General features: G+C 72.1%; 18 protein-coding genes and 1 pseudogene. 11 read left to right on the top strand and 8 right to left on the bottom strand.

The annotated features are described in order from the left end of the window. Positions 1 to 108: 108 nt before the first annotated feature. The 7 genes from ABT009_RS05890 (at position 109) to ABT009_RS05855 (ending at position 11,016) form a co-directional block, all read left to right on the top strand. Entirely contained in the window at positions 109 to 966 is an 858-nt protein-coding gene (locus ABT009_RS05890; RefSeq protein WP_351289961.1) for a TrmH family RNA methyltransferase, read from the top strand. A 122-nt stretch (positions 967 to 1,088) separates the two neighbouring features. Further along, positions 1,089 to 2,246, top strand: a complete 1,158-nt coding sequence (locus ABT009_RS05885; RefSeq protein WP_351289959.1) for a sensor histidine kinase — start codon at positions 1,089 to 1,091, stop codon at positions 2,244 to 2,246. Between the two features lie 146 nt (positions 2,247 to 2,392). Next, entirely contained in the window at positions 2,393 to 3,520 is a 1,128-nt protein-coding gene (pheS, locus tag ABT009_RS05880) for a phenylalanine--tRNA ligase subunit alpha (protein WP_351289957.1), read from the top strand. Further along, positions 3,520 to 6,048: a phenylalanine--tRNA ligase subunit beta gene (gene pheT / locus ABT009_RS05875; protein ID WP_351289955.1), complete on the top strand. Its 2,529-nt coding sequence runs from the start codon at positions 3,520 to 3,522 to the stop codon at positions 6,046 to 6,048. The genes pheS and pheT overlap by 1 nt, the downstream gene beginning before the upstream one ends. A 411-nt stretch (positions 6,049 to 6,459) precedes the next feature. After that, a complete protein-coding gene (locus ABT009_RS47400) occupies positions 6,460 to 8,505 on the top strand; it encodes a PP2C family protein-serine/threonine phosphatase (protein WP_502989827.1) in 2,046 nt (681 codons plus the stop codon). A 463-nt stretch (positions 8,506 to 8,968) separates the two neighbouring features. Next, positions 8,969 to 10,309 (top strand): NsdA family TPR-like regulatory protein, encoded by a 1,341-nt coding sequence (locus tag ABT009_RS05860; protein ID WP_351289953.1) that lies wholly within the window; start codon positions 8,969 to 8,971, stop codon positions 10,307 to 10,309. 122 nt (positions 10,310 to 10,431) lie between these two features. After that, the gene (locus ABT009_RS05855) at positions 10,432 to 11,016 is read left to right on the top strand and encodes an NUDIX hydrolase (RefSeq protein WP_351289951.1); all 585 of its coding nucleotides are present in this window, start codon (positions 10,432 to 10,434) and stop codon (positions 11,014 to 11,016) included. On the opposite strand, the gene ABT009_RS05850 is transcribed toward ABT009_RS05855, so the two are convergent. Beyond that, the gene (locus ABT009_RS05850) at positions 11,013 to 11,270 is read right to left on the bottom strand and encodes a hypothetical protein (RefSeq protein ID WP_351289950.1); all 258 of its coding nucleotides are present in this window, start codon (positions 11,268 to 11,270) and stop codon (positions 11,013 to 11,015) included. The genes ABT009_RS05855 and ABT009_RS05850 overlap by 4 nt on opposite strands. Before the next feature lie 220 nt (positions 11,271 to 11,490). Then, positions 11,491 to 12,360 (bottom strand): 3-hydroxybutyryl-CoA dehydrogenase, encoded by an 870-nt coding sequence (locus ABT009_RS05845; protein ID WP_351290440.1) that lies wholly within the window; start codon positions 12,358 to 12,360, stop codon positions 11,491 to 11,493. Between the two features lie 164 nt (positions 12,361 to 12,524). On the opposite strand from ABT009_RS05845, the gene ABT009_RS05840 reads away from it, so the two are divergent. Continuing rightward, positions 12,525 to 13,781, top strand: coding sequence for a glycoside hydrolase family 10-like protein (locus ABT009_RS05840; protein WP_351289949.1), 1,257 nt, complete (start codon positions 12,525 to 12,527; stop codon positions 13,779 to 13,781). A 38-nt stretch (positions 13,782 to 13,819) separates the two neighbouring features. Here ABT009_RS05840 and ABT009_RS05835 read toward each other — a convergent pair whose 3' ends face one another. Further along, complete coding sequence (locus ABT009_RS05835; RefSeq protein ID WP_351289947.1) at positions 13,820 to 14,017, bottom strand: DUF1918 domain-containing protein; 198 nt, start codon at positions 14,015 to 14,017, stop codon at positions 13,820 to 13,822. A gap of 111 nt (positions 14,018 to 14,128) precedes the next feature. Beyond that, positions 14,129 to 15,178 (bottom strand): DMT family transporter, encoded by a 1,050-nt coding sequence (locus tag ABT009_RS05830; protein WP_351289945.1) that lies wholly within the window; start codon positions 15,176 to 15,178, stop codon positions 14,129 to 14,131. On the opposite strand from ABT009_RS05830, the gene ABT009_RS05825 reads away from it, so the two are divergent. Beyond that, complete coding sequence (locus tag ABT009_RS05825; protein ID WP_351289943.1) at positions 15,177 to 16,610, top strand: aminotransferase-like domain-containing protein; 1,434 nt, start codon at positions 15,177 to 15,179, stop codon at positions 16,608 to 16,610. The genes ABT009_RS05830 and ABT009_RS05825 overlap by 2 nt on opposite strands. A gap of 38 nt (positions 16,611 to 16,648) precedes the next feature. On the opposite strand, the gene ABT009_RS05820 is transcribed toward ABT009_RS05825, so the two are convergent. Continuing rightward, positions 16,649 to 18,061, bottom strand: a complete 1,413-nt coding sequence (locus tag ABT009_RS05820; protein WP_351289941.1) for an alpha/beta hydrolase family protein — start codon at positions 18,059 to 18,061, stop codon at positions 16,649 to 16,651. A 196-nt stretch (positions 18,062 to 18,257) separates the two neighbouring features. Between ABT009_RS05820 and ABT009_RS05815 the strand changes: the two are divergent. Next, positions 18,258 to 18,556, top strand: a pseudogene (locus ABT009_RS05815) (GNAT family N-acetyltransferase); the annotation flags it as partial. A gap of 134 nt (positions 18,557 to 18,690) precedes the next feature. Then, positions 18,691 to 19,275: a histidine phosphatase family protein gene (locus ABT009_RS05810; protein WP_351289939.1), complete on the top strand. Its 585-nt coding sequence runs from the start codon at positions 18,691 to 18,693 to the stop codon at positions 19,273 to 19,275. Between the two features lie 66 nt (positions 19,276 to 19,341). On the opposite strand, the gene dmpG is transcribed toward ABT009_RS05810, so the two are convergent. Genes dmpG through ABT009_RS05795 form a run of 3 tightly spaced genes read right to left on the bottom strand, consistent with a single transcriptional unit; the run spans position 19,342 to position 22,150 of the window. Further along, positions 19,342 to 20,382 carry a 4-hydroxy-2-oxovalerate aldolase gene (gene dmpG, locus ABT009_RS05805; protein ID WP_351289937.1) on the bottom strand — a complete coding sequence of 347 codons (1,041 nt, stop codon included), beginning with the start codon at positions 20,380 to 20,382 and terminating at the stop codon, positions 19,342 to 19,344. Next, the gene (locus ABT009_RS05800; RefSeq protein ID WP_351289935.1) at positions 20,379 to 21,341 is read right to left on the bottom strand and encodes an acetaldehyde dehydrogenase (acetylating); all 963 of its coding nucleotides are present in this window, start codon (positions 21,339 to 21,341) and stop codon (positions 20,379 to 20,381) included. Before ABT009_RS05800 ends, dmpG begins: the two co-directional genes overlap by 4 nt. Beyond that, positions 21,338 to 22,150 (bottom strand): 2-keto-4-pentenoate hydratase, encoded by an 813-nt coding sequence (locus ABT009_RS05795; RefSeq protein ID WP_351290438.1) that lies wholly within the window; start codon positions 22,148 to 22,150, stop codon positions 21,338 to 21,340. The genes ABT009_RS05800 and ABT009_RS05795 overlap by 4 nt, the downstream gene beginning before the upstream one ends. Positions 22,151 to 22,322 lie beyond the last annotated feature (172 nt).

Raw genomic sequence — 22,322 nt, 5'->3', positions numbered from 1 at the left:
CCCAACTATGAGGGCCACCGTCCGTCGTGGGTTGTGCCCACCCGTTCCGCCCCAGCGGAACGATTGCCCACAACGGTATCCACAGATTCCGTACGCGAAAGTGAGTCCATGTCCGCCGCCGAGCTGATCTCCCCGCGTTCGCCGCGTGTCGCCGCTGCCAAGCGGCTGGCGAGGCGCAACTTCCGTGGGAAGGAGCGCCGGTTTCTCGCCGAGGGGCCACAGGCGGTCAGGGAGGCCGTGCGGTATCGGGGCGGCGGTGAGGGCACGCTCGTCGAGCTCTTCGCGACCGTCGAGGCCGCCGAGCGGTACGCCGACATCGTCGCCGACGCCCAGGCCGCCGGGGCCCGGGTGCATCTGGCCGCCGACGAGGTGATCGGCGAGATCTCGACGACGGTCACCCCGCAGGGCCTCGTAGGCGTGTGCCGGTTCCTCGACACGGACTTCGACGACATCCTCGCGGCCCGTCCCCGCCTGGTCGCCGTTCTCGCGCACGTCCGCGACCCCGGCAACGCCGGCACCGTGCTGCGGTGCGCCGACGCCGCCGGAGCCGACGCCGTGATCCTGACCGACGCCTCCGTGGACCTGTACAACCCCAAGGCGGTGCGAGCCTCGGTCGGTTCGCTGTTCCATCTGCCCGTCGCGGTCGGCGTCCCCGTCGACCGGGCCGTCCAGGGCCTCAAGGACGCAGGCGTACGCATCCTCGCCGCCGATGGCGCAGGCGAGCACGACCTCGACACCGAGCTCGACCACGGCACGATGGGCGGGCCCACCGCCTGGGTCTTCGGCAACGAGGCCTGGGGCCTGCCGGAGGAGACCCGCGCCCTCGCCGACGCCGTCGTACGTGTGCCGATCCACGGAAAGGCCGAGAGCCTGAACCTGGCGACCGCCGCCGCCGTATGTCTCTACGCCTCCGCCCGTGCCCAGCGGGCCGCCGGAGGGTGCCGCGCCACGGCACCCGGCCAGTGAGGAACGGTGCGCCGGCGACTCGACCGCACGGCGCGCCCTCACAGGGTGTCGCCGCGTAACCGACGCCTAGTAGGGTGACGCACTCGGGGGCCCACTGCCGGTTCGAGAGGTGGGGTACGGGGATGGTTGTCGGCACAGGCAGGACCGCGGAGGCAGGCAGTGCCTTCGCCCCTCCTTCGTGCGGCCCGGGCGGCCCGGACGACCTGCACAATCTGGACGACCTGGAGAACCTGGGTATCGCCCCCGACGACCTGCCCGACGGCTTGGTCGTCGCCGACGAGAACGGCCGCGTCATCTGCTTCAACCGCGCCGCGTCCCGTATCACCGCAGTCCGCCGCTCCGATGCCATCGGCCGCCCCCTCGAGCGTGTCCTCCCGCTGGAGGACCTCAAAGGCCGCCGCTGGTGGCAGCTCACCGATCCGTACGGCGGCCTCGCCACCCGCGTCGGACAACCCGAGCGCAACCTGCTGCTGCCGGGCGGCCGCGAGGTCCTGGTCTGCGCGCGGTACGTGCGCACCGCGCCCACCGGACCCGTGCGCCGCGTCGTCGTCTCGCTGCGCGACACCGAGGCCCGCCGCCGCACCGAGCGCAGCCACGCCGAGCTGATAGCGACCGTCGCCCACGAGCTGCGCTCGCCGCTCACCTCCGTGAAGGGCTTCACGGCGACCCTCCTCGCCAAGTGGGAACGGTTCACGGACGACCAGAAGCGGCTGATGCTGGAGACCGTCGACGCCGACGCCAACCGCGTCACCCGGCTGATCGCCGAACTCCTCGACATCTCCCGTATCGACTCCGGCCGGATGGAGCTGCGTCGGCAGCCCGTCGACATCGGGGCGGCGGTGGCCCGCCACATCCAGTCGCACGTGGCAGCCGGGCAGTCCGCCGACCGCTTCCTCGTACGGATCGAACACCCGCTGCCCGATCTGTGGGCCGACCCCGATAAGATCGACCAAGTGCTCAGCAACCTGCTGGAAAATGCGGTGCGGCACGGGGAGGGAACCGTCACCATCGAGGTGGCGTCCGCGCCCCTCAAGAACCAGTCGGCAGGAACGGCAGTCACCGTGAGCGACGAAGGTCCCGGCATCCCCGAGGAGTCGATGGGCCGCGTCTTCACCCGCTTCTGGCGGGGCAGCAAGCGCGGCGGGACCGGCCTGGGCCTGTACATCGTCAAGGGCATCGTCGAGGTCCACGGCGGGACCATCACGGTCGGGCGCGCGCCCGGCGGCGGCGCCGAGTTCCGATTTACGTTGCCCGTGGGCGCCCCGGCCTATCTCACCTGAGCCGGATCCAGCCGCCCGCGGGCTCATTCGCACACCTCACCCCCGTTAGACTCGGCCATTGGCACGTTTGTGTCCGCGTTCCTGGGACGATTCGTCCCCCGAGTCGGGACGGGACCTCAGCCAGCCAATCGGAAGCACGGGAAGAGATGTCGGCACCGAACAAGTCGTACGACCCAGTCGAGGTCGAGGCACTGAAACCGGAAGAGATCGAGCGCATGCGGGACGAGGCGCTCGCCGCCTTCGCGGCCGCCGGCGACCTCGAGCAGCTCCAGGAGGCCAAGGTCGCCCACACCGGCGGCACCTCCCCGCTGGCCCTCGCCAACCGCGAGATCGGCGCGCTTCCCCCGCACGCCAAGGCCGACGCCGGCAAGCGCGTCGGGCAGGCCCGCGGCGCCGTCAGCAAGGCGCTCACCGCCCGCCAGGCCGAGCTCGAGGCCGAGCGCGACGCGCGCGTGCTGGTCGAGGAGGCCGTGGACGTCACGCTGCCCTACGACCGCGTACCGGCCGGCGCCCGCCACCCGCTGACGACCTTCATGGACCGTGTAGCGGACGTCTTCGTCGCCATGGGCTACGAGATCGCCGAGGGCCCCGAGGTCGAGGCCGAGTGGTTCAACTTCGACGCGCTCAACTTCACGCCCGACCACCCTGCCCGGCAGATGCAGGACACCTTCTTCGTCCAGGGCCCCAAGGGCTTCGAGGGCGTCGACTCCGGTGTCGTCCTGCGCACGCACACCTCGCCGGTGCAGGCCCGCGCGATGCTCGACCGCGAGCTGCCCGTCTACGTCGTCGCCCCCGGCCGCGTGTACCGCACCGACGAGCTGGATGCCACGCACACCCCGGTCTTCCACCAGATCGAGCTGCTGGCCGTCGACGAGGGCCTGACCATGGCCGACCTCAAGGGCACCCTCGACCACATGGTCCAGGCGCTCTTCGGCCCGGACATGAAGACCCGGCTGCGCCCCAACTACTTCCCCTTCACCGAGCCGTCCGCCGAGATGGACATGCTCTGCTACGTGTGCAAGGGCGAGTCCGTGGGCAACCCCGACCGGCCCTGCCGCACCTGTTCCAGCGAGGGCTGGATCGAGCTCGGCGGCTGCGGCATGGTCAACCCCAAGGTGCTGACCGCCTGCGGCGTCGACCCGGAGAAGTACAGCGGCTTCGCCTTCGGGTTCGGCATCGAGCGGATGCTGATGTTCCGCCACAACGTCGAAGACATGCGAGACATGGTCGAGGGTGACGTCCGCTTCACCCGGCCTTTCGGGATGGAGATCTGATGCGGGTCCCGCTTTCCTGGCTGCGGGAGTATGTCGACCTCCCCGCCACCGAGACCGGCCGTGAGGTGCAGGCCAAGCTGATTTCGGCCGGCCTCGAGGTCGAGACCGTCGAGCAGCTCGGCGCCGACCTCAAGGGCCCGCTGGTCGTCGGCCAGGTCCTCACCATCGAGGAGCTGACCGAGTTCAAGAAGCCCATCCGCCACTGCACCGTCGACGTCGGCCAGGCCAACGGCACCGGCGAGCCCCAGGAGATCATCTGCGGCGCCCGCAACTTCGCCGAGGGCGACAAGGTCGTCGTGGCCCTCCCGGGCGCCGTGCTGCCCGGCGACTTCCAGATCGCCGAGCGCAAGACGTACGGCCGGATGTCGCGCGGCATGATCTGCTCCAGCGACGAGCTGAACATGGGCGACGACGGCAGCAAGGGCATCATCGTGCTGCCGCCCGAGACCGAGATCGGCAAGGACGCCGTCGAGCTGCTCGAGCTGGTCGACGAGGTCCTCGACATCGCCGTCACGCCCGACCGCGGCTACTGCCTGTCCCTGCGCGGCGTGGCCCGCGAGGCCGCCACCGCGTACGGCCTGCCGCTGCGTGACCCGGCGCTGCTCGACGTCCCGGGCCCGAACGCCTTCGGCTACCCGGTCCAGGTCGCCGACCCCACTGGCTGCGACCGCTTCACCGCCCGCACTGTCACCGGTCTCGACCCGGAGGCCGTGTCGCCGATCTGGCTCAAGCGCCGCCTGCAGAAGGCCGGGATGCGCCCGGTCTCGCTCGCCGTCGACATCACCAACTACGTGATGCTGGAGCTGGGTCAGCCGCTGCACGCGTACGACCGCTCCCGCGTCCAGGGCACCATCGGCGTGCGCCGGGCCGAGCAGGGTGAGAAGTTCACCACCCTCGACGGCGTGAACCGCGTGCTCGACGCCGGTGACCTCGTCATCACGGACGACCGCGGCCCCATCGGCCTCGCGGGCGTCATGGGCGGCGCCAACACCGAGATCGCCGACTCGGTCCGGGACCCCGAGACCGGTGAGGTCCAGGGCACCACCGATGTGGTCATCGAGGCCGCTCACTTCGACGCCATCTCCATCGCCCGCACCGCGCGCCGCCACAAGCTGGCCTCCGAGGCGTCCAAGCGCTTCGAGCGCGGCGTCGACCCGCTGGCCGCGTCCGCCGCGGCACAGCGCACCGTCGACCTCCTCGTGCTGCTCGCCGGCGGCACCGCCGAGGCCGGCGTCACCGAGGTCGTCGCGCCCGCTGCGCCCCGCACCATCACCATCCCGGCCGACCACCCGGACAAGGTCGCGGGCGTGACCTACGGCCGCGAGACCGTCGTACGCCGCCTGCAGGAGGTCGGCTGCGATGTGTACGGGCAGGACGAGCTGGTCGTCACCGTGCCGTCCTGGCGGCCCGACCTGGCCGACCCGAACGACCTGGCCGAAGAGGTCATCCGGCTCGAGGGTTACGAGAACCTGCCCTCGACCCTGCCGAAGCCCCCGTCCGGCCGCGGCCTCACCGAGCGCCAGCGGCTGCATCGTCGAGTCGGCCGCGCGCTGGCCGGTGCCGGGTACGTCGAGGCGCCGAACTACCCGTTCGTCGGCGAGCACGTCTTCGACCAACTGGGCCTTGCGGCGGACGACCCGAAGCGCCGCGTCGTCAAGCTCGTCAACCCGCTCTCCGACGAGGAGCCCGCGCTCCGTACGACGCTGCTGCCGGGCCTGCTCGGCGCGCTGCGCCGTAACGACGGCCGTGGCTCGCACGACCTCGCGCTGTTCGAGACCGGCCTGGTCTTCCACCCGCGCGACGAGCAGAGCGTGGCGGTACGGCTCGCCGTGCACCGGCGCCCCACCGACGAGGAGATCGCGGGCCTGACCGGCGCCCTCCCCGTCCAGCCGCGGCACGTCGCCGTGGTGCTCGCGGGCGCCCGTGAGCAGGCCGGCTGGTGGGGCAAGGGCCGTCCGGCCGAGTGGGCCGACGCCGTCGAGGCCGCCCGCACGGTGGCCCGTCAGGCCGGCGCCGACCTCATCGTCCGCAATGGTCAGTACGGGCCGTGGCACCCGGGTCGCTGCGCCGAGCTCGCCGTCGTCATCGACGGCGCCGAGCGCGTCGTCGGATACGCGGGCGAGCTGCACCCGGGCGTCCTGAAGACCCTGGGCCTGCCCGCGCGTACCTGCGCGATGGAGATCGACCTGGACGCCCTGGAGGCGGCGGGCACCGGTCCGGTGCGCGGGCCGAGCATCTCCACCTTCCCGGTCGCCACGCAGGACGTCGCTCTCGTTGTCGACCAGTCCGTCCCGGCTGCCGAGGTCGAGAAGACGCTGCGCGAGGGCGCGGGCGAACTCCTCGAGTCCATCCGGCTGTTCGACGTCTTCACCGGCGAGCAGATCGGCGAGGGCAAGAAGTCCCTGGCATACGCGCTGCGCTTCCGCGCCGCCGACCGCACGCTGACCGTCGAGGAGGCCTCCGCGGCCCGCGACGCGGCGGTCGTGCTGGCGGCCGAGCGCACCGGGGCGGTGCTGCGCGGGGCGTAGGCACTGCGCACGTGGGCAGTGCCACGTGCATAGTCCCTGGTGAGGGGCGCATCCAGAGACTGGATGTGCCCCTCACTCATTCGGGTGGGAAGTCGGGGCGATGGGTCTCGATCCCGGCGGCCGGTCGAAAGAATCTGTCCGGCCGCGGAGACGACCTGCTCGCTGCTGCGCTCTTCCCAGGCGATCCCCGGGCCGAGCGCACAGACGTGCCGCCTCCGGGGCACGGCAGGTCATCGTGAGGCAGACCGCGGGAACAAGGTCCTAGGCCTAGGGGGCGCCATGATCCGTGTCAAGGCTGGAGCTCCCTCCGCGGCAAGGCCCCTGGCGGTCTCCTGGGCCAAGAGCCGGGCCTGCCTGCCGCACGGCTGCCCGCACTGGTGCCGCCGGACCCTCACGCTCGGGCTGCCGATGATGTGGGGCACTCTCGCGATCCTGTACAAACTCACCTGCCCGCTCGCCCAACAGAGCGGCCTGGGAGCGCGGATCGTCTCCAGCGCCGTGTTCTTCACCATCGGCACCGCGCTGATTGCGCACGTCCGCCGCGCACTGGTGCGCGAGTTGCGCCAGGTCCGCAAGGTGGCGGGTGCCGCGCAGAACGTGCTGCTGCGCCCCCTGCCGCCCCGTATCGACGGCCTCGCCCTCGCGGCAGGCCGGCTCTGCGCGGACCGCGGCGCCATGATCGGCGGCGACCTGTACGAGGTCATGGCGACCGAGCACGGAGTCCGGGTCATCATGGGCGACGTACGAGGACACGGCCTTGGCGCGATCGGAACCGTCGCCGCGCTGCTCGGCAGCTTCCGTGAGGCGGCGCACGACGAGCCCGAACTCGCCTCCGTACTGCGCCGCCTGGAACGGGCGATGGCCCGGCACCTGCGCGAGCGGGCGCGGGCCGAACACCCCTCGTCCGGGCCCACCGCAGCCCCGGGCTTCGGCACCCCCGGCGCGATGGAGCCGGACGGCCCGGCCGCCGAGGAGTTCGTCACCGTGCTGCTCCTGGAGATCGGCCGGGACGGCGAGATCCTCGCCCTCAACTGCGGCCATCCATGGCCGTATCTGCTGCGGAGCGGGGATCAGGGGGCCGGGGGCGAGCATGCATGCGGGGCGGAGACGGAGAAGACATGCGCGGAGGCGGCGTCCGCGACCGCGCCGACGCCTGCCGGACCGGGTCCGGCCGGGCGGGCGGGGGCCGGGAACGACCTCCGGGCCGAATCCGGCCATGTCGCGCACTCGGAAGCGGCGTGCGACTCCGAGGGAACGGCGGCGGGCGCGACGGGCCGCTCCCCGGAACATGGCGTCGGCGCGGGGGGTTGTGTGGAGCTCGTCGGCGGAGCCGGCAACTGCGTGGAACTCGTCGTCGGTGGGGAGCCGATGCCGCCGCTCGGGCCGTTCCCGCTGCCCGACGAGCTGCCCTTGCAGCGCTGCGGACGGCTGCTGCAGGGCGAAATGTTGTTCCTGCACACCGACGGTGTGGAGGACGCACGCGACGCCGCCGGCCGGTTCTTCCCCCTGCGGACCGTGCTCACCGAAGCCGTGCAGGCGGGCCAGGTCTCGCCGCAGGCCGTGATCCGCTCGGTGTACACGCGGCTGCTGCAGTACACACGAGGGGGACCGGCCGACGACGCGGCGTTTCTGGTGGTACGCAACGAGCGCGGCCGGGCGCCCGGGCATCCGGCCCCGGGCCGGCCTGCCTCGGGCCGGCCTGCGTGCGGCAGCCCGACATCGGGCCGCAGCGCTCCCGGCCGCGAGGCCTCCGGCCACTCGGCCTCGGAGGACGCGGCTTCCGGGGAAGCGGCCTCGGGCCGGTCGGCCGCGGGCGAACCGGCTCCCGGGGGAGGCCGTTCCGGCGAGCAGTCTTCCGGGCACTCGGCCGCGGGCGAAGCGGCTCCTGAGGCAGGCCGTTCCGGCGAGCAGTCTTCCGGTCGTCTTCTTCCTGGCGTGGGCGTTCTCCGCGGAGCTGGTTCCGGCCGCTCGGCCTCGGAGGACGAGGCTTCCGGCCGGTCGGCCTCGGACGAAGGGGCTCCTGGGGCAGGCCGTTCCGGCGACGGGTCTTCCGGTCGTCTCCTTCCTGGCGCGGGCGCTCTCCGCGTAGCTGCTTCCGGTCACTCGGCCTCGGAGGACGAGGCTTTTGGGGAAGCCGCCTCGGGCGAACCGGCTCCGGGGGCAGGCCGTTCGGGCGAACCGGCTCCGGGGGCAGGCCGTTCGGGCGAATCGGCTCCGGGGGCAGGCCGTTCCGGCGAATCGGCTCCCGGCGCAGGCCGTTCCGGCGAGCCGTCCCCCGGTCGCCGCCTTCCCGGTGCGGGTGCTCTCCGCGAAGCTGCTTCCGACTCATCGGCCTCGGGCGCAGGCGTCTCCGGCGAGCGGGCCCCCTGCGCACCCGCTTCCGAGGAAGGCCCTTCAGGCACGCCCCGGCCCGGCCGCTCTGCCGGGAGCCGCGCCCATGCGGGCCCCGCCAGGTGAGAGGCGTAAGACGCCGAACAGCCGCCGCCACGCACCCGTGCCGTGCGCCACGGGCCGAGGGCCGTCTGGCACGGCGCGCGCCGTCCGCCCTGCCGCGGAGTGTCGGGCAGTCGGCACGGGCGGACGGCGCGAAGGCGGGCCGCCGCACTGTACGAGGGGGAGCCGGCGGCCCGGCCGGCCTCTTTCGAGGCATTCCAGTCAAGCGAGTGGAAAGTGGCCGGAACAGAGCGCGCATCACCCCGGATGCGGGCACTCCGTTCACACCCCGTGTGAAGTCCGGGGACCGAGTCCGGACTCCGCCCGGGTCACGAACGGCGGCAGCGCGCTAACCTGCCGTGCAAGACGGACGCAAGACGGACGCCCTGCTGTCGGGCTGGGGGGTCCGGGGCCCGCGGCGCGCCGCCGGTGACGGGCTCCCCGGGCAGACGCAGCGCTGTCGGCACCGAGCCACCGGAGGGCATCGATGCAGCCCAACACCCTGCTCGACGCGATTCTCGACGAGGCCGGCATCTCCCATGCGGGGCTCGCCGCCCACGTCAACCAGGCGGGCAAGGCGCGCGGCATCGCCCTGCGATACGAACACACCGCCGTCGCCCGCTGGTTGAAGGGCCAGCGACCGCGCGGCCAGGTGCCCGACCTGATCTGCGAGGTCCTCGCGGCCCGGCTGCGGCGCCCTGTCACCCTCGACGACATCGGGCTCGGCGTACCGGGCAGACCGGCCGCGGTGAACGGCACCACGCTCTCCGGGTTCGTCGAGCGGGCCACCGCCCTGTGGCGCTCCGACGAACAGCAGCGGCCGCACATACTCGGCGCGCCCGCCGTCACCGGCACGCCCGCGGTCATGCCCGTATGGGAATGGGAGAACCCGCCCGAGGACGTCGACGTCTCCAGGGGCGGCATGCACCCGGTCAGCACGGCCGACATCGAGATGCTGCGCGCGGCCCGGGCGCACTACGAGCAGATGTACCGCAAGGCGGGCGGCGTCGCGACCCGCGCCCGTATCGTCGGCTTCCTCAACGCCGAGGCCGCGCCGCTGCTGCGCGGCAGGTACACGGACGCCACCGGGCGCCAACTGCACCGCGCCACCGGCGGGTTGGTGGCGATCGCGGGCATCTGTGCCTACGACTCGGATGCGCACGGTCTCGCCCAGCGCTACTTCCACCAGGCCCTGCGTCTTGCGAAGGCGAGCGGGGACCGGGGGCTCGGCGCCTATGTGATCGCCCTGCTCGTCAACCAGTCGCTGTTCATGCGCGAGTACCGCCAGGCCGTGGCCTTCGCGGAGGCCGCGCTGCGCGCGGCGGGCCGGCACATCACCCCGGCGCTCGCATCCGACCTGTATGCGATGCAGGCCAAGGCGTACGCCCACCTCGGCGACGGCAGCAGCGCGCTGGCCTGCATCCGTCGTGCCGAATCTGCGGCCGAACGCATCCACCGCGGCCACGAGCCGGACGAGACCGGCTACGTCCAGCCGGGGCTGGTCAACGTACAGGTGGCGGAGGCGCTCCTCAGCCTCGGTGACATCGCCGCGGCGTGGGAGCACGCGGCGGCCGCGGTCGAGAACCCCGCCCACGACCGCGGTCGGGTCCACCGGCTGGCCATGCTGAGCCACATCGAACTGCGCCAGGGCAACGCCGACCGGGCGGCCGCCACAGCGGTGGAAATGGCCGAACGGGCCAGGGGAATGGAGTCCCAGCGGCTGCGCGACAGACTCCGCGCGGTACGCGAACAGTTGATGAGCAGCGGCTGCGCGGGCACCGCCGAAGCAGCCGAACTCATCGACGGCGCACTGCGCGTACCGCTCTAGGCGCGGCCTCACCGGCGCGCGTGCCGCCCCAAGGAGCGCTCCATCGGCCCTGCTGTGAGCACCTGCTGTGAGCACGCTCCTGCTGCGATATTGCCATCTACTCGGCGGAAGGTGGCAGAACCGTGCAGTGGACGAAACAGAGCGAACAGACTGTCTATGAAAACCCATGGTTCAGGGTCAATCTCGCGGATGTCGAGCTGCCGGACGGTCGGCACCTCGACCACTTCCTGATCCGGCTGCGGCCCGTGGCCGTGGCCACGGTCGTCAACGAGGCCAACGAGGTCCTTTTACTGTGGCGGCACCGCTTCATCACCGACAGCTGGGGGTGGGAACTCGCCGCGGGCGTCGTCGAGGACGGCGAGGACATCGCCCACGCGGCCGCCCGCGAACTCGAGGAGGAGACCGGGTGGCGGCCGGGCCCGTTGCGGCACCTGATGAGCGTCGAGCCCTCCAACGGGCTCACCGACGCCGTGCACCACGTCTACTGGGCCGACGAGGGCGAGTACACCGGGCATCCCGTGGACGCCTTCGAGTCGGACCGGCGTGAATGGGTCCCGCTCAAACTCGTCCCCGACATGGTCGCCCGCGGCGAGGTCCCGGCCGCCAACATGGCGGCGGCGCTGATGCTCCTGCACCACCTCAGGCTCGGTCAGGACGGTCCACCCCATGTGCCCCGGGACCGCCGGGACAGCCGGGACAGGTCCTAGTGGCCGAGGGCCTGCCAGACCGCCACGGCCACTGCCGCGACCGCGGCGAGGGCGGCGACGGCGGGCACGGGCCAGCGGGCGTGTTCGAGGGCGGCGACCCGGGCGGCCAGGTCGTCCATATCCTTGGCGCTCTGTTCGTCACGCTGCGTGAGCAACGCCAGTCCGCCATCGATGCGGGCCAGGCCCACCTCGAGGCTGCGGCGTAACTCCGCGAGTTCTTCCGGGACCACGAGATGCTCGGGGTCGGTGGTCACGAGTGCGCTCCTTTCCATAGTCGGCACATCCCTTGCAAGCGCACGGAAAGTCAACCGGCCTGGTGGACGCGGCGGGAGAGTGTGCGAGCGGCATATGCGGGCCCGGTGCGCACACGGTGTGTGAACGGTTCGGGCCCGGCACTCCGAAGAGTGCCGGGCCCGAAATCGTTACGGAGCGTGAAAGTAACGCTGTGGCATGGTGATCATGCGCACATGACGGTCAGTACTGGTAGAAGCCCGACCCCGTCTTGCGCCCCAGCCGGCCCGCGTCGACCATCCGCTGCAGCAGCGGGGGAGCGGCGTACAGCGGCTCCTTGTACTCCTCGTACATCGAATCGGCCACCGAGGCCACGGTGTCGAGGCCGATCAGATCGGAGAGCTTGAGCGGGCCCATGGGGTGGGCGCAGCCCAGCTCCATGCCGTTGTCGATGTCCTCACGGCTGGCGATGCCCGACTCGAACATCCGGATCGCGGAGAGCAGATACGGGATGAGCAGGGCGTTCACCACGAAGCCCGAGCGGTCCTGGGCGCGGATCGCGTGCTTGCCCAGCACCTTCTCGACCAGGACCTGCGCCCGGCTGAGGGTGCCCTCGGAGGTGGTGAGCGCGGGGATCAGCTCGACGAGCTGCTGCACGGGTGCCGGGTTGAAGAAGTGGATGCCGACGACCTGGTCGGGCCGCGAGGTCGCGACGGCCAGCTTGACCAGCGGGATCGACGAGGTGTTGGACGCGAGGATGGCGTCCTGGCGGGTCACCACCTGGTCGAGCACCTGGAAGATCTCCGTCTTCACCTGCTCGTTCTCGACGACCGCCTCGATCACCAGGTCCCGGTCGGCGAACTCGCCGAGGTCCGTGGTGAAGCTCAGCCGCGCCTGGGTGGCGTCCCGCTCCTCCTCGGTGATCTTGCCGCGCTCGGCCGCCTTGGAGAGCGAGTTGTACAGCCGGGTGCGGCCGATCTCGAGGGCCTCGCCCGTGGTCTCCGCGACCTTGACGTCCAGCCCGGCGCGCGCGCACACCTCGGCGATGCCCGCCCCCATCTGGCCGCAGCCCACCACACCGACGCGTGCAATATCCCCCATAGGGTCCGTCACCTTGTGCCTTTCGCTCATCTTCGGGCGGCAGCGCCTCCATACTTTGGGGCCTGCCTCGGCCATGCACGTTACTCCGGATCCGCCGCTGCCCGGCGGGCCGGGGTCCGGGCCCCGGGCCGGGTGGACCAGCGGGACGGCCGACACACTGCACAGAGGGCGGGCAGATGCGACGTATGACACGCAGAGGATTCGCGGCCGGTGCCGCGGCGGCTCTCACGGGTCTGGCGACCGCGGGGGACGTGGCGGGGACCGCGGGGGACGCGGCGGCGGCGCCGGGTTCGTCGGCGCAGGCGTCCGCCGAGATGCGGGGCATGTGGCTGGCGACGATCGCGAACATCGACTGGCCCTCGCGCCCCGGCCTCAGCGCCGCCCAGCAGCGTACCGAGCTGCTGAGGCATCTCGACAGGGCCGTGAGCCGCCAGCTCAACACCGTGATCCTCCAGGTGCGGCCCACCGCGGACGCCTTCTGGCCGTCGCCGTACGAGCCCTGGTCCGCATCCCTCACCGGCATCCAGGGCAGGCACCCCGGCTGGGACCCGCTCGGCACCGCCGTCACGGAGGCGCACCGGCGCGGCCTCGAGCTGCACGCCTGGTTCAACCCCTACCGGGTGGCGAATCACGGGGACCTGTCCCGCCTGTCCTCGAGGCACCCCGCGCGCCGGCACCCCGAGTGGGTCGTGAAGTACGGCGGGAAGCTCGTCTACAACCCGGGGCTGCCCGAGGTCCGGGACTTCGTCCAGACCGCGATGCTCGACGCCGTACGCCGCTACCCCGTCGACGCCGTGCACTGGGACGACTACTTCTACCCGTATCCGGTGGCCGGTGAGGTCTTCGACGACGCCGCGGCGTACCGGCGCTACGGCTCCGGTTTCCCCAACCGTGCGGCCTGGCGGCGCGACAACACCGACCAGCTCGTCCGCGGGATGGCGGCTCGGATCAAGCAGGTCCGGCCGGGTGTGCGCTTCGGGATCAGCCCGTTCGGGGTGTGGCGCAACCGCAGCACCGACCGGCTCGGCTCGGACACCCGGGCGGGTATCCAGACGTACGACGATCTGCACGCGGACACCCGGAAATGGGTGCGCAGCGGCTGGATCGACTACATCTGCCCCCAGCTGTACTGGCACATCGGCTTCGCCGCCGCCGACTACGCCAAGCTGGTGCCGTGGTGGGCCTCGGTGGTCCGCGGCACGGGCGTACGGCTGTACCTGGGGGAGGCCCTGTACAAGGCGGGTGACCCGGCGCAGCCCGCGGCATGGCAGGACCCGGCGGAACTCTCCCGGCACGTGACCTTCGCCAACGGCTTCCGCGAGGTGGGCGGGCACGTCTTCTTCTCGGCGAAGGGAGTGGCCGTGGACAGGATCGGCGCCATGGCGCGCGTCGTCCGCGACCACTACCCCACGCGGGCCCGCGCACCGCGCTGAGCCACCGCGCCGGGTCCTGCGCAGTGCCGAGCCCGGCGCTACTGCTTGTTCGGGTCCTTGTGCTGTACGACGGAGTCGGGGCCCGGCGACATCACGGCCTCGTGCCCGTCCTCGAACCGGACACGGAAGGGCGGGTTGCCGTCCGTGCCCAGTACTTCGACAATCTCCGCGACTTTGTCGTGCTGGCCGACGATCCTGCCGTGCACCAGCAGATGGTCGCCCTGAGTTGCGCGCATAGGAGTGACCTCCTTGTCCCGTCGGGAACCCCCTCGGGCGGCCCGTCGAAAGCCGGGCGGCCCGTCGAGTGTCCCGTCCGGGGCCAGCGTTCCGTGGCGTGTCCGTGGTCGTCAGTCTACGACCGGTGGCGGCGCTTGGACCTCTCGAGCAGGGGCCCATTGAGTGACGGCGATGCACACGAGTACGGCGACAGCCGTGAGCGGGGCGGCCGGTGTGAGCGCCTCGCCGAGCAGGAACACCGACCAGACGAGGGTGAGCAGCGGCTGCGCGAGCTGCAGCTGGCTGGCCTTGGGGATGCCGATCGCCGCCATGCCCCGGTACCAGACCACCAGGCCGACGAACTGCGATCCGGCCGCCACCCACAGCACCCCTGCCACGCTGTGGGCCGTGAGGTGGACGGGCTCGTACGCCAGCGCGGCCAGCGCGCCGGGCACGGCGAGCGGCAGGCAGAGGATCAGCGCCCAGCCGATGACCTGCCAGCCGGGCATGACGCCGGCCAGACGGCCGCCCTCGGTGTAGCCGGCGGCGCAGATCAGCAGGGCCCCGAAGAGATACAGGTCGGCGGTGGTGAGTGCGCCGCCGCTCTGCTGCACGGTGAACGCGATCACCGCGGCGGCACCCGCGAGGGCGGCCACCCAGAAGCTGCGGGACGGTCGAGCGCCGGTCCGCAGTGCCGAGAACAGGGCCGTCGTCAGCGGCAGCAGTCCTACGACGACGGCCGCGTGGGAGGTGGTGGACGTCTCCAGGGCAAGCGTGGTGAGCAGGGGGAACCCGAGGACGACACCGGCGGCGACGACGGCGAGTCCCGGCCAGTGCCGCCGCTCGGGCAGCGGGATGCGCAGGGCCAGCAGACAGCCGCCCGCGATCAGGGCCGCCAGTACGCTGCGCACGGTCACCAGCGACCAGGGGCCGAAGCCTTCCAGGCCCCAGGCGGTGGCGGGGAAGGTCAGCGAGAAGGCGGTGACGCCGAGCGCGGCCTGCAGGGTTCCGGCGCGGCGGGCCGAACGGGTGGCGCTCCGGGGGCCGTTCGTACGCGGACCTGTGCCGGTACGCGGTCCGGAGGCAGCCTGAGCAAGTCCGGGTCCGGGGCCCGGATGTTCCGGGACGCCACCGTCCACCGCTATCGAGGATGCCGCAGTAGCGCTATCGTGTGCTCTCATGCATGAGCGTAGCAGTGTGGGTGAACTGGCGAAACGGCTGCGGGAGGAGCTTGACCGCTACTCTCCAGGTGGAAAGCTGCCGTCGAGTCGCGTACTCGTCGAGCGGTTCCGTGTGAGCCCGGTGACCGTGTCCCGTGCTCTGGCGCAGCTGGCAGCCGAGGGGCTGGTCGTCACCCGCCCGGGAGCTGGCGCCTTCCGCGCACAACCCCGCACCGCCCCCGCATCCGTCGGCGACACGTCCTGGCAGGAGGTGTCGCTCAGCGCCGACGCGACCGCCGAAGCGGTACCGCGTACTGTCGACGCCTCGGGCGTCCTCGTCAGCCTTGCCGCGCAGCCGTCCGGAGTCGTCGAGTTCACTGGCGGCTATCTGCACGCATCCCTGCAGCCCGAGCGGGCGATGGCGGCGGCACTGGCGCGGGCCGGGCGGCGGCCCGGGGTGTGGAGCCGGCCGCCCGTCGACGGCATCGCCGAGCTGCGGGAATGGTTCGCGCGCGGCATAGGAGGCGCCGTCGGCGCGGCCGACGTACTGATCACCGCGGGCGGGCAGTCCGCGCTGACCACCGCACTGCGGGCGCTCGCCCCACCCGGCGCACCGGTCCTCGTGGAGTCGCCCACCTACCCCGGCATGCTGGCCATCGCCCGCGCGGCCGGACTGCGGCCGGTGCCGGTCCCGGTGGACTCCGGCGGTGTGAAGCCGCGGCTGCTCGCCGATGCGTTCCGGGCGACGGGCGCGCGCGTGTTCGTCTGCCAGCCGCTGTTCCAGAACCCGACGGGCGCGGTGCTCGCCCCCGAACGGCGCGGCGAGGTGCTGCGCATCGCCCGGGACGCGGGCGCGTTCGTCGTCGAGGACGACTTCGCACGCCGCCTCGTCCACGAGGACGCGGGACCGCTGCCCCGGCCGCTGGCCGCAGACGATCCGGACGGAGTCGTCGTGCACGTCTGTTCGCTGACCAAGGCCACCTCGCCGAGCTTCCGCGTCAGCGCCCTCGCCGCCCGGGGCCCGGTCCTGGAGCGGCTGCGCGCCATCCAGGTCGTCGACACGTTCTTCGTACCGGGCCCGATGCAGGAGGCGGCGCTGGAGCTCGTCGGCTCGCCCGCGTGGCCCCGTCATCTGCGGTCCGTGGCCGCCGAGCTGAAGAGCCGCCGCGACACGATGACCGCCGCGCTGCGCCTGCACCTGCCCGAACTCGCCGTGCCGCACATCCCGTCCGGCGGCTACCACCTGTGGCTCCGCCTGCCCGACGGCACGGACGAGGCCGCCCTGGTCGCGGGAGCCCTCCGCGCGGGCGTCGCCGTCACGCCCGGCCGCCCCTACTTCTGCGCCGAACCCCCCGCCGCCCACCTGCGGTTGAGCTTCGCGGGCGTCGCGGGGACGGCGGAGATCACCGAGGGGGTGCGTAGGCTGCGGACCGCCTGTGACGAGGTGCTCTAGTGCACCGCGAGCTCAAGGCCGCGAGGCCGCCGCAGGGGTCAGCTGCCTGACAGCTTCTCCTGCAGCCAGTCGAACACGACCTCGCAGTGCTGCTGCGGGGCCATCGGGGAGCAGTGCAGCTGGGCCCCGGTGGCCGCGGTGAGCTTCACATAGTCCTTCGGAGCCGTCAGCTTGTCGAACAACTGGCGCGGCTGGCCCGGATAGAACTGCTCGTCGTCGTAGTCGAGGACCAGCGTGGACGATTTGATGCGGCCCACGACGCTCGTGACGTCGAGCGACTCGATGAGTCTGGCGGGGGTGTAGAAGTCGGTGAACATCTTGCCCTCGCGGGCGTCGAGCATCGCCGGCGCCGAGAAGGGCTCGATGCGCTTCTTCAGCGTCGCGGCCGCGGACGGAGGCAGCTCGGGTACGACGTCCTTGTTCCAGATGTCGTTGGTCTCCGCCTTGTCGGGGGTGAGGATCTTACGGATCTCCGGAGGAAAGCCCAGCCACGGCGCGAGCACGCCGGGCATCGCCACCAGGGCGGCGATCCTGTTCTCGAAGGCGGCGGCCCTCGGGGCCAGGCACCCGCCCATGCTCAGCCCGGTCAGGGCGATCTTGCCGGTGTCGACGTCTGAGCGGGCGGCCAGCCAGTCGACGAGCGGCGTGACCACCGTCTCCCAGCGCGGTGTGAAGACCACCCGGTCCACGAAGAGGAGTTGTCCCTGGCCGGGGCCGTCGTACACGAGTGCGTTCCAGCCGCGCTCCAGAGCGGCCTGGACGCCGTAGGTCCACATGTCGACGTTCTGCCCGTCGCTGCCGTTCGTGAGGATCACGGTGGGGCGCCGCTCGCCCGAGGTGTCCGGCCGGAAGAACCACACGGGCAGCGGGGTCCTGCCGTACGGGACGTCCGCGGTCACCGGTGCCGGGTCGCACAGCTCGCAGAACCTGTCCCAGGCGCCGCGCCCGGCCTTGTACAACTGCTCCTCGCTGCCGGGGTCGTCGGAGCCGAGAACGAAGAACAGCGCCTGGCCGTAGTACTGGGCGGCCCGCAGCGCACGGAAGCGCCTGGTCTCTTTCCCGGGCTTGCTGCCCTGGGGCGCCTCCATCAGCTGGTCGCCGAGGTTCCTGAACGTCTCGGTGTACGTCTGCTCGGACAGGCCGGCCTTGTTGATCGCGTTCACGGCAGTGAGTACCTCGCCCACCTCACCGGCGCCGTAACCGGACCCACCGAGCGCGAGGAGCCCGCTGAAGTTGAAGGCCGGGTCCTTGAAGAGCGTCATCGCGCCGGGCGTTGGACCGCCCGCCGGGACGGAGCCCGACGCCGTCGGACTGGGAGTGGGCGCATTCGCGGGCGACGCGCCCGAGGGCGTGCACCCGGCGGCCAGCACGGCACCCGCCGTGCCGACGAGCCCGGCCAGCGCGGTGCGGCGGCCGGGGCCGGATGGATGATCACTCGATACGTGCGTCATGCCAGCCGAAGGTACGAGCCGCGCCTCGGGGACCCTCTCCGCGACACCGGCCCTTACCCCGAACGGCGCTTCACCAGGTTTACGCAGCAAAACGATTCGACATGGCGGTTCCCGGCCTGTGAATCTCCCGCCATGACAGACAACCCCGCCGCGCCCGGCCTGCCCGACGGCTACGAGTTCGAGAAGCACGAGCGGGGCGGTCGCGGGCTCGCTCAACTTCGGCGTGTACGACGCGGTGTCGGGGATACAGGTGGCGTACGCGCGCGTGGTGACCGACGAGGCGACCTTCGCGTGGCTCTGCGACGTGTACGTCGCCCGTCCGTCCGCGGCAAGGGCCTGGGCACGGCACTCGTCGCCGCCGTCCGCGACCACCTCCGGCCGCACGGGCTGCGGCGGATCCTGCTCATCACGCAGGACGCACACGCCGTATACGAAAGGGTCGGCTTCGCGGCGCTGGACAAGCCGGAGAAGTGGATGGCGCTCGGGCTGCCGTAGAGCGATGGTGCTCCAACTGCGGTAGAACAGCGCGCGACCCGGTGGGAGGCGCGAGCGGGTGTACCGGCGGGCGCACGGGTGCGCACGGAAAGTAAAGCCTTGACCTGGGGATTCCGGCCCACCACGATCACCGCATGCAGGTTCGGGTCACGCTCATCGCTGCCGCACGCAGTTCCGCGCTGCTCGCGGAGCGCTTCGACGACGACCGGCCGCTCGACCGGGAGGGCTGGTACGAGGTGCAGCGCGCCGCTCCCGCCTTGATGCCGCTAGCGGCGGCGGAGCTGCGGTACTGCTCACCGACCCCACGCAGCCGGACCACGGGCGACGTCCTCGGCCTCACGCCACTGGCCCAGCCCGCACTGCGCGACTGCGACATGGGCAGATGGCGCGGTCTCACCCTCTCCGAGGTGACGGCGCGGGAACCGGTCGCCGTCGACGCATGGCTCGCCGACCCGCGCTCCGCACCGCACGGCGGCGAGTCCCTTCTCGCGTTCATCTCCCGTGTGGGCCGCTGGCTGGACACCCGGCCCGCGGACGACGGCGGCAGAATCGTCGCGGTGGCCGAGCCCGCGGTCGTCCGCGCGGCCCTCGTCTACGCGCTGAAGGCGCCCCCGTCGACGTACTGGAACATCGACGTCCGCCCGCTGTCGACGGCCACGCTCACCGGCCGCGCCGGGCGGTGGAACCTGCGACTGGACCGCGAGAGCGGGCAGGCCTGAACACGACGGCGGGCCGGTGGACGCCATGACGTCCACCGGCCCGCCCAACGGATCGGACCTGCCGGGTCAGACCTGCGCGGTCTGGCGCGCAGCCAGGTCGAGCGCGACGTCCGTGATCATGTCCTCCTGGCCGCCGACCATGCCGCGCCGGCCGATCTCGACCAGGATGGCGCGGGTGTCGAGACCGTAGCGGGCGGCCGCGGCCTCGGCGTGGCGCAGGAAGCTGGAGTACACGCCGGCGTAGCCGAGGCTCAGCGTCTCGCGGTCCACGCGGACCTCGCGGTCCTGCAGCGGGCGGACGATGTCGTCGGCCGCGTCCATCAGCGGGAACAGCTCGCAGCCGTGCTTCCAGCCCATGAGGTCGGCGACGGCGATGAACGCCTCCAGCGGGCAGTTGCCCGCGCCCGCGCCCTGGCCGGCCAGCGAAGCGTCGACACGCGTGCAGCCGTTCTCCACGGCGACCACGCTGTTGGCCACGCCGAGGGCCAGGTTGTGGTGGGCGTGGATGCCCAGCTCGGTGGCCGGGTCCAGTACGTCGCGGTAGGCCTGGAAGCGCTCGCGAACGCCGTCCATGGTCAGGCGGCCGCCGGAGTCGGTGACGTACACGCAGTTCGCGCCGTAGGACTCCATGAGCTTGGCCTGACGGGCCAGCTCGGCCGGGTCGGCCATGTGGGACATCATCAGGAACCCGGCGACGTCCATGCCCAGCTCGCGGGCGGCGGCGATGTGCTGGGCGGAGATGTCGGCCTCGGTGCAGTGGGTGGCGACGCGCACCGAGCGGATGCCGAGCGCGTGGGCCTGCTTGAGGTCGTGCAGGGTGCCGATGCCGGGCAGCAGCAGGGTGGTGGGGATCGCGCTGCGAGAGACGTCGGCGACGGCCTCGATCCACTCCCAGTCGGTGTGGGCGCCGACACCGTAGTTGATGCTCGAGCCGGACAGGCCGTCACCGTGGGCGATCTCGATGGCCGCGACGCCCGCGGCGTCCAGGGCGGCGGCGATCGTACGGGCCTGCTCGACGGTGTAGCGGTGCCGGACGGCGTGCATGCCGTCGCGCAGGGTCACGTCCTGGATGTACAGGGCGGGGGCGGTGGTGTCGGTCGCGGTCATCGGGTTGCCACCTTGCTGTGTGCGGCCATGCGCTCCGCGGTGCGCAGCGCGGCCGAGGTCATGATGTCGAGGTTTCCGGCGTACGACGGCAGGTAGTGGGCGGCGCCCTCGACCTCGAGGAACACCGACACCTTCACCGCGTCCGTGCCGGCGGCGTCGGCGGGCAGCAGTCCGCGCAGCGGGTCGTCGGCCGGGACGCGGTCGAACTGCACCTTCTGCTTTAGGCGGTAGCCGGGCACATAGCCCTGGACGCGGCCGACCATCTCCTCGATGGAGGCGGTGACCGCCTCCTGGTCGCACTGCGAGACCAGGCAGTGCACGGTGTCGCGCATGATCAGCGGCGGCTCGGCCGGGTTGAGGATGATGATCGCCTTGCCGCGGGCGGCGCCGCCGACCTTCTCGATGGCCGAGGAGGTGGTCTCGGTGAACTCGTCGATGTTGGCGCGCGTGCCGGGACCCGCGGAGCGGGACGAGATGGAGGCGACGATCTCGCCGTAGTGCACGGGGGTCACGGCCGAGATGGCGGCGACGATCGGGATGGTGGCCTGCCCGCCGCAGGTGACCATGTTGACGTTGGCGGCGTCCAGGTTGTCCTCGAGGTTCACCGGCGGCACCACGTACGGGCCGATGGCGGCCGGGGTGAGGTCGATGACGGTGCGGCCGAGGTCGCGCAGCACCTTGTCGTTGTAGCGGTGGGCACCGGCCGACGTGGCGTCGAAGACGATCTCCACATCGGCGAACTCGTCCATCTTCACCAGCCCGTCGACGCCCTCGTGGGTGGTGGCCACCTTGAAGCGGCGGGCGCGGGCCAGACCGTCGGACTCGGGGTCGATACCGACCATCACGCCCATCTCGAGGGTCTCGGACAGGCGCAGCACCTTGATCATCAGGTCGGTGCCGATGTTGCCCGAGCCGATGACGGCCACCTTGGTGCGGGCGCTGGGTGTGGTGGTGCTCACCGGTTGTCTCCTTCGGGGGCGAACGCGACCTGGACCGTGCCCAGGCCGGAGATGGAAGCCTCGAACGCGTCGCCGGGAGCCGCGACGGCCATCGGGCCGAGCGCACCGGTCAGGACGACGTCGCCTGCGCGCAGCGGGTCGCCCATGGCCGCGAGCGTGGAGGCGAGCCACACGGCGGCGTTGAGCGGGCCGCCCAGGCAGTCGGCGCCGGTGCCCTCCGAGACCACCTTGTCGCCGCTGGTCATCGACATCCGGACGCCGCGCAGGTCCACCTGCGTCAGCGGTACGGGCGTGCCGCCGAGCACGAACAGGCCCGACGAGGCGTTGTCGGCGACGGTGTCGACGATGGTGATGTCCCAGCCCGCGATACGGCTGTCGACGAGCTCCAGGGCCGGCAGTGCGAAGTCGGTCGCGCGCAGCACGTCGGCGACGGTGCAGTCGCGGTGCGGCAGGTCCGCGCCGAGGACGAGGGCGACCTCGGCCTCCACCTTGGGCTGCAGCAGCCGCCCGGCCTCGACCGTGCCGCCGTCGGCGACGGCCATGTCCGCGAACAGCGCGCCGAAGTCCGGCTGGCCGACGCCGAGCTGGGCCTGGACGGCCGGCGAGGTCAGGCCGATCTTGCGGCCGACGATACGGCGGCCGGCGGCCACACCGCGCTCGACGTTCAGCCGCTGCACGGCGTAGGCGGACTCGACGTCGCCGTCGGCGAAGAGGGTGCGCAGCGGCGGGCACGCGACGCCCGTCCGGGTGGCTTCCACCAGAGCGTCGGCGGCCTTGGTCACCGCCGGGGAGACGGCGCCGGCGCTCATGAGCACCGCCGGGGGGTGCTGGACGTGGTGCGGGGCGCTGACATGCGACACCTCCGGGGACGGAACGGGTGCGGGATACGAGTGCGGGATACGGCAGCCGGGGTGGCGGCACGTGCCCTGCGACACCTCCGGTATAGACGGGGCGCCGTTCATGCGCCAAAGTTTGTTCCGT

The organism is Streptomyces sp. NPDC002896 (assembly GCF_040295225.1).
GTDB lineage: Bacteria > Actinomycetota > Actinomycetes > Streptomycetales > Streptomycetaceae > Streptomyces.
Note: the sequence above shows the minus strand (reverse complement) of the source record. Positions and strands in the feature narration are given on the sequence as shown.

Excerpts from the sequence above, each read along its gene's own strand:
- ABT009_RS05890 (WP_351289961.1), top strand. The coding sequence starts at position 109 with ATGTCCGCCGCCGAGCTGATCTCCCCGCGTTCGCCGCGTGTCGCCGCT.
- ABT009_RS05885 (WP_351289959.1), top strand. The coding sequence starts at position 1,089 with ATGGTTGTCGGCACAGGCAGGACCGCGGAGGCAGGCAGTGCCTTCGCC.
- pheS (WP_351289957.1), top strand. The coding sequence starts at position 2,393 with ATGTCGGCACCGAACAAGTCGTACGACCCAGTCGAGGTCGAGGCACTG.
- pheT (WP_351289955.1), top strand. The coding sequence starts at position 3,520 with ATGCGGGTCCCGCTTTCCTGGCTGCGGGAGTATGTCGACCTCCCCGCC.
- ABT009_RS47400 (WP_502989827.1), top strand. The coding sequence starts at position 6,460 with ATGTGGGGCACTCTCGCGATCCTGTACAAACTCACCTGCCCGCTCGCC.
- ABT009_RS05860 (WP_351289953.1), top strand. The coding sequence starts at position 8,969 with ATGCAGCCCAACACCCTGCTCGACGCGATTCTCGACGAGGCCGGCATC.
- ABT009_RS05840 (WP_351289949.1), top strand. The coding sequence starts at position 12,525 with ATGCGACGTATGACACGCAGAGGATTCGCGGCCGGTGCCGCGGCGGCT.
- ABT009_RS05835 (WP_351289947.1), bottom strand. The coding sequence starts at position 14,017 with ATGCGCGCAACTCAGGGCGACCATCTGCTGGTGCACGGCAGGATCGTC.
- ABT009_RS05825 (WP_351289943.1), top strand. The coding sequence starts at position 15,177 with ATGCATGAGCGTAGCAGTGTGGGTGAACTGGCGAAACGGCTGCGGGAG.
- ABT009_RS05830 (WP_351289945.1), bottom strand. The coding sequence starts at position 15,178 with ATGAGAGCACACGATAGCGCTACTGCGGCATCCTCGATAGCGGTGGAC.
- ABT009_RS05820 (WP_351289941.1), bottom strand. The coding sequence starts at position 18,061 with ATGACGCACGTATCGAGTGATCATCCATCCGGCCCCGGCCGCCGCACC.
- ABT009_RS05810 (WP_351289939.1), top strand. The coding sequence starts at position 18,691 with ATGCAGGTTCGGGTCACGCTCATCGCTGCCGCACGCAGTTCCGCGCTG.
- dmpG (WP_351289937.1), bottom strand. The coding sequence starts at position 20,382 with ATGACCGCGACCGACACCACCGCCCCCGCCCTGTACATCCAGGACGTG.
- ABT009_RS05795 (WP_351290438.1), bottom strand. The coding sequence starts at position 22,150 with ATGAGCGCCGGCGCCGTCTCCCCGGCGGTGACCAAGGCCGCCGACGCT.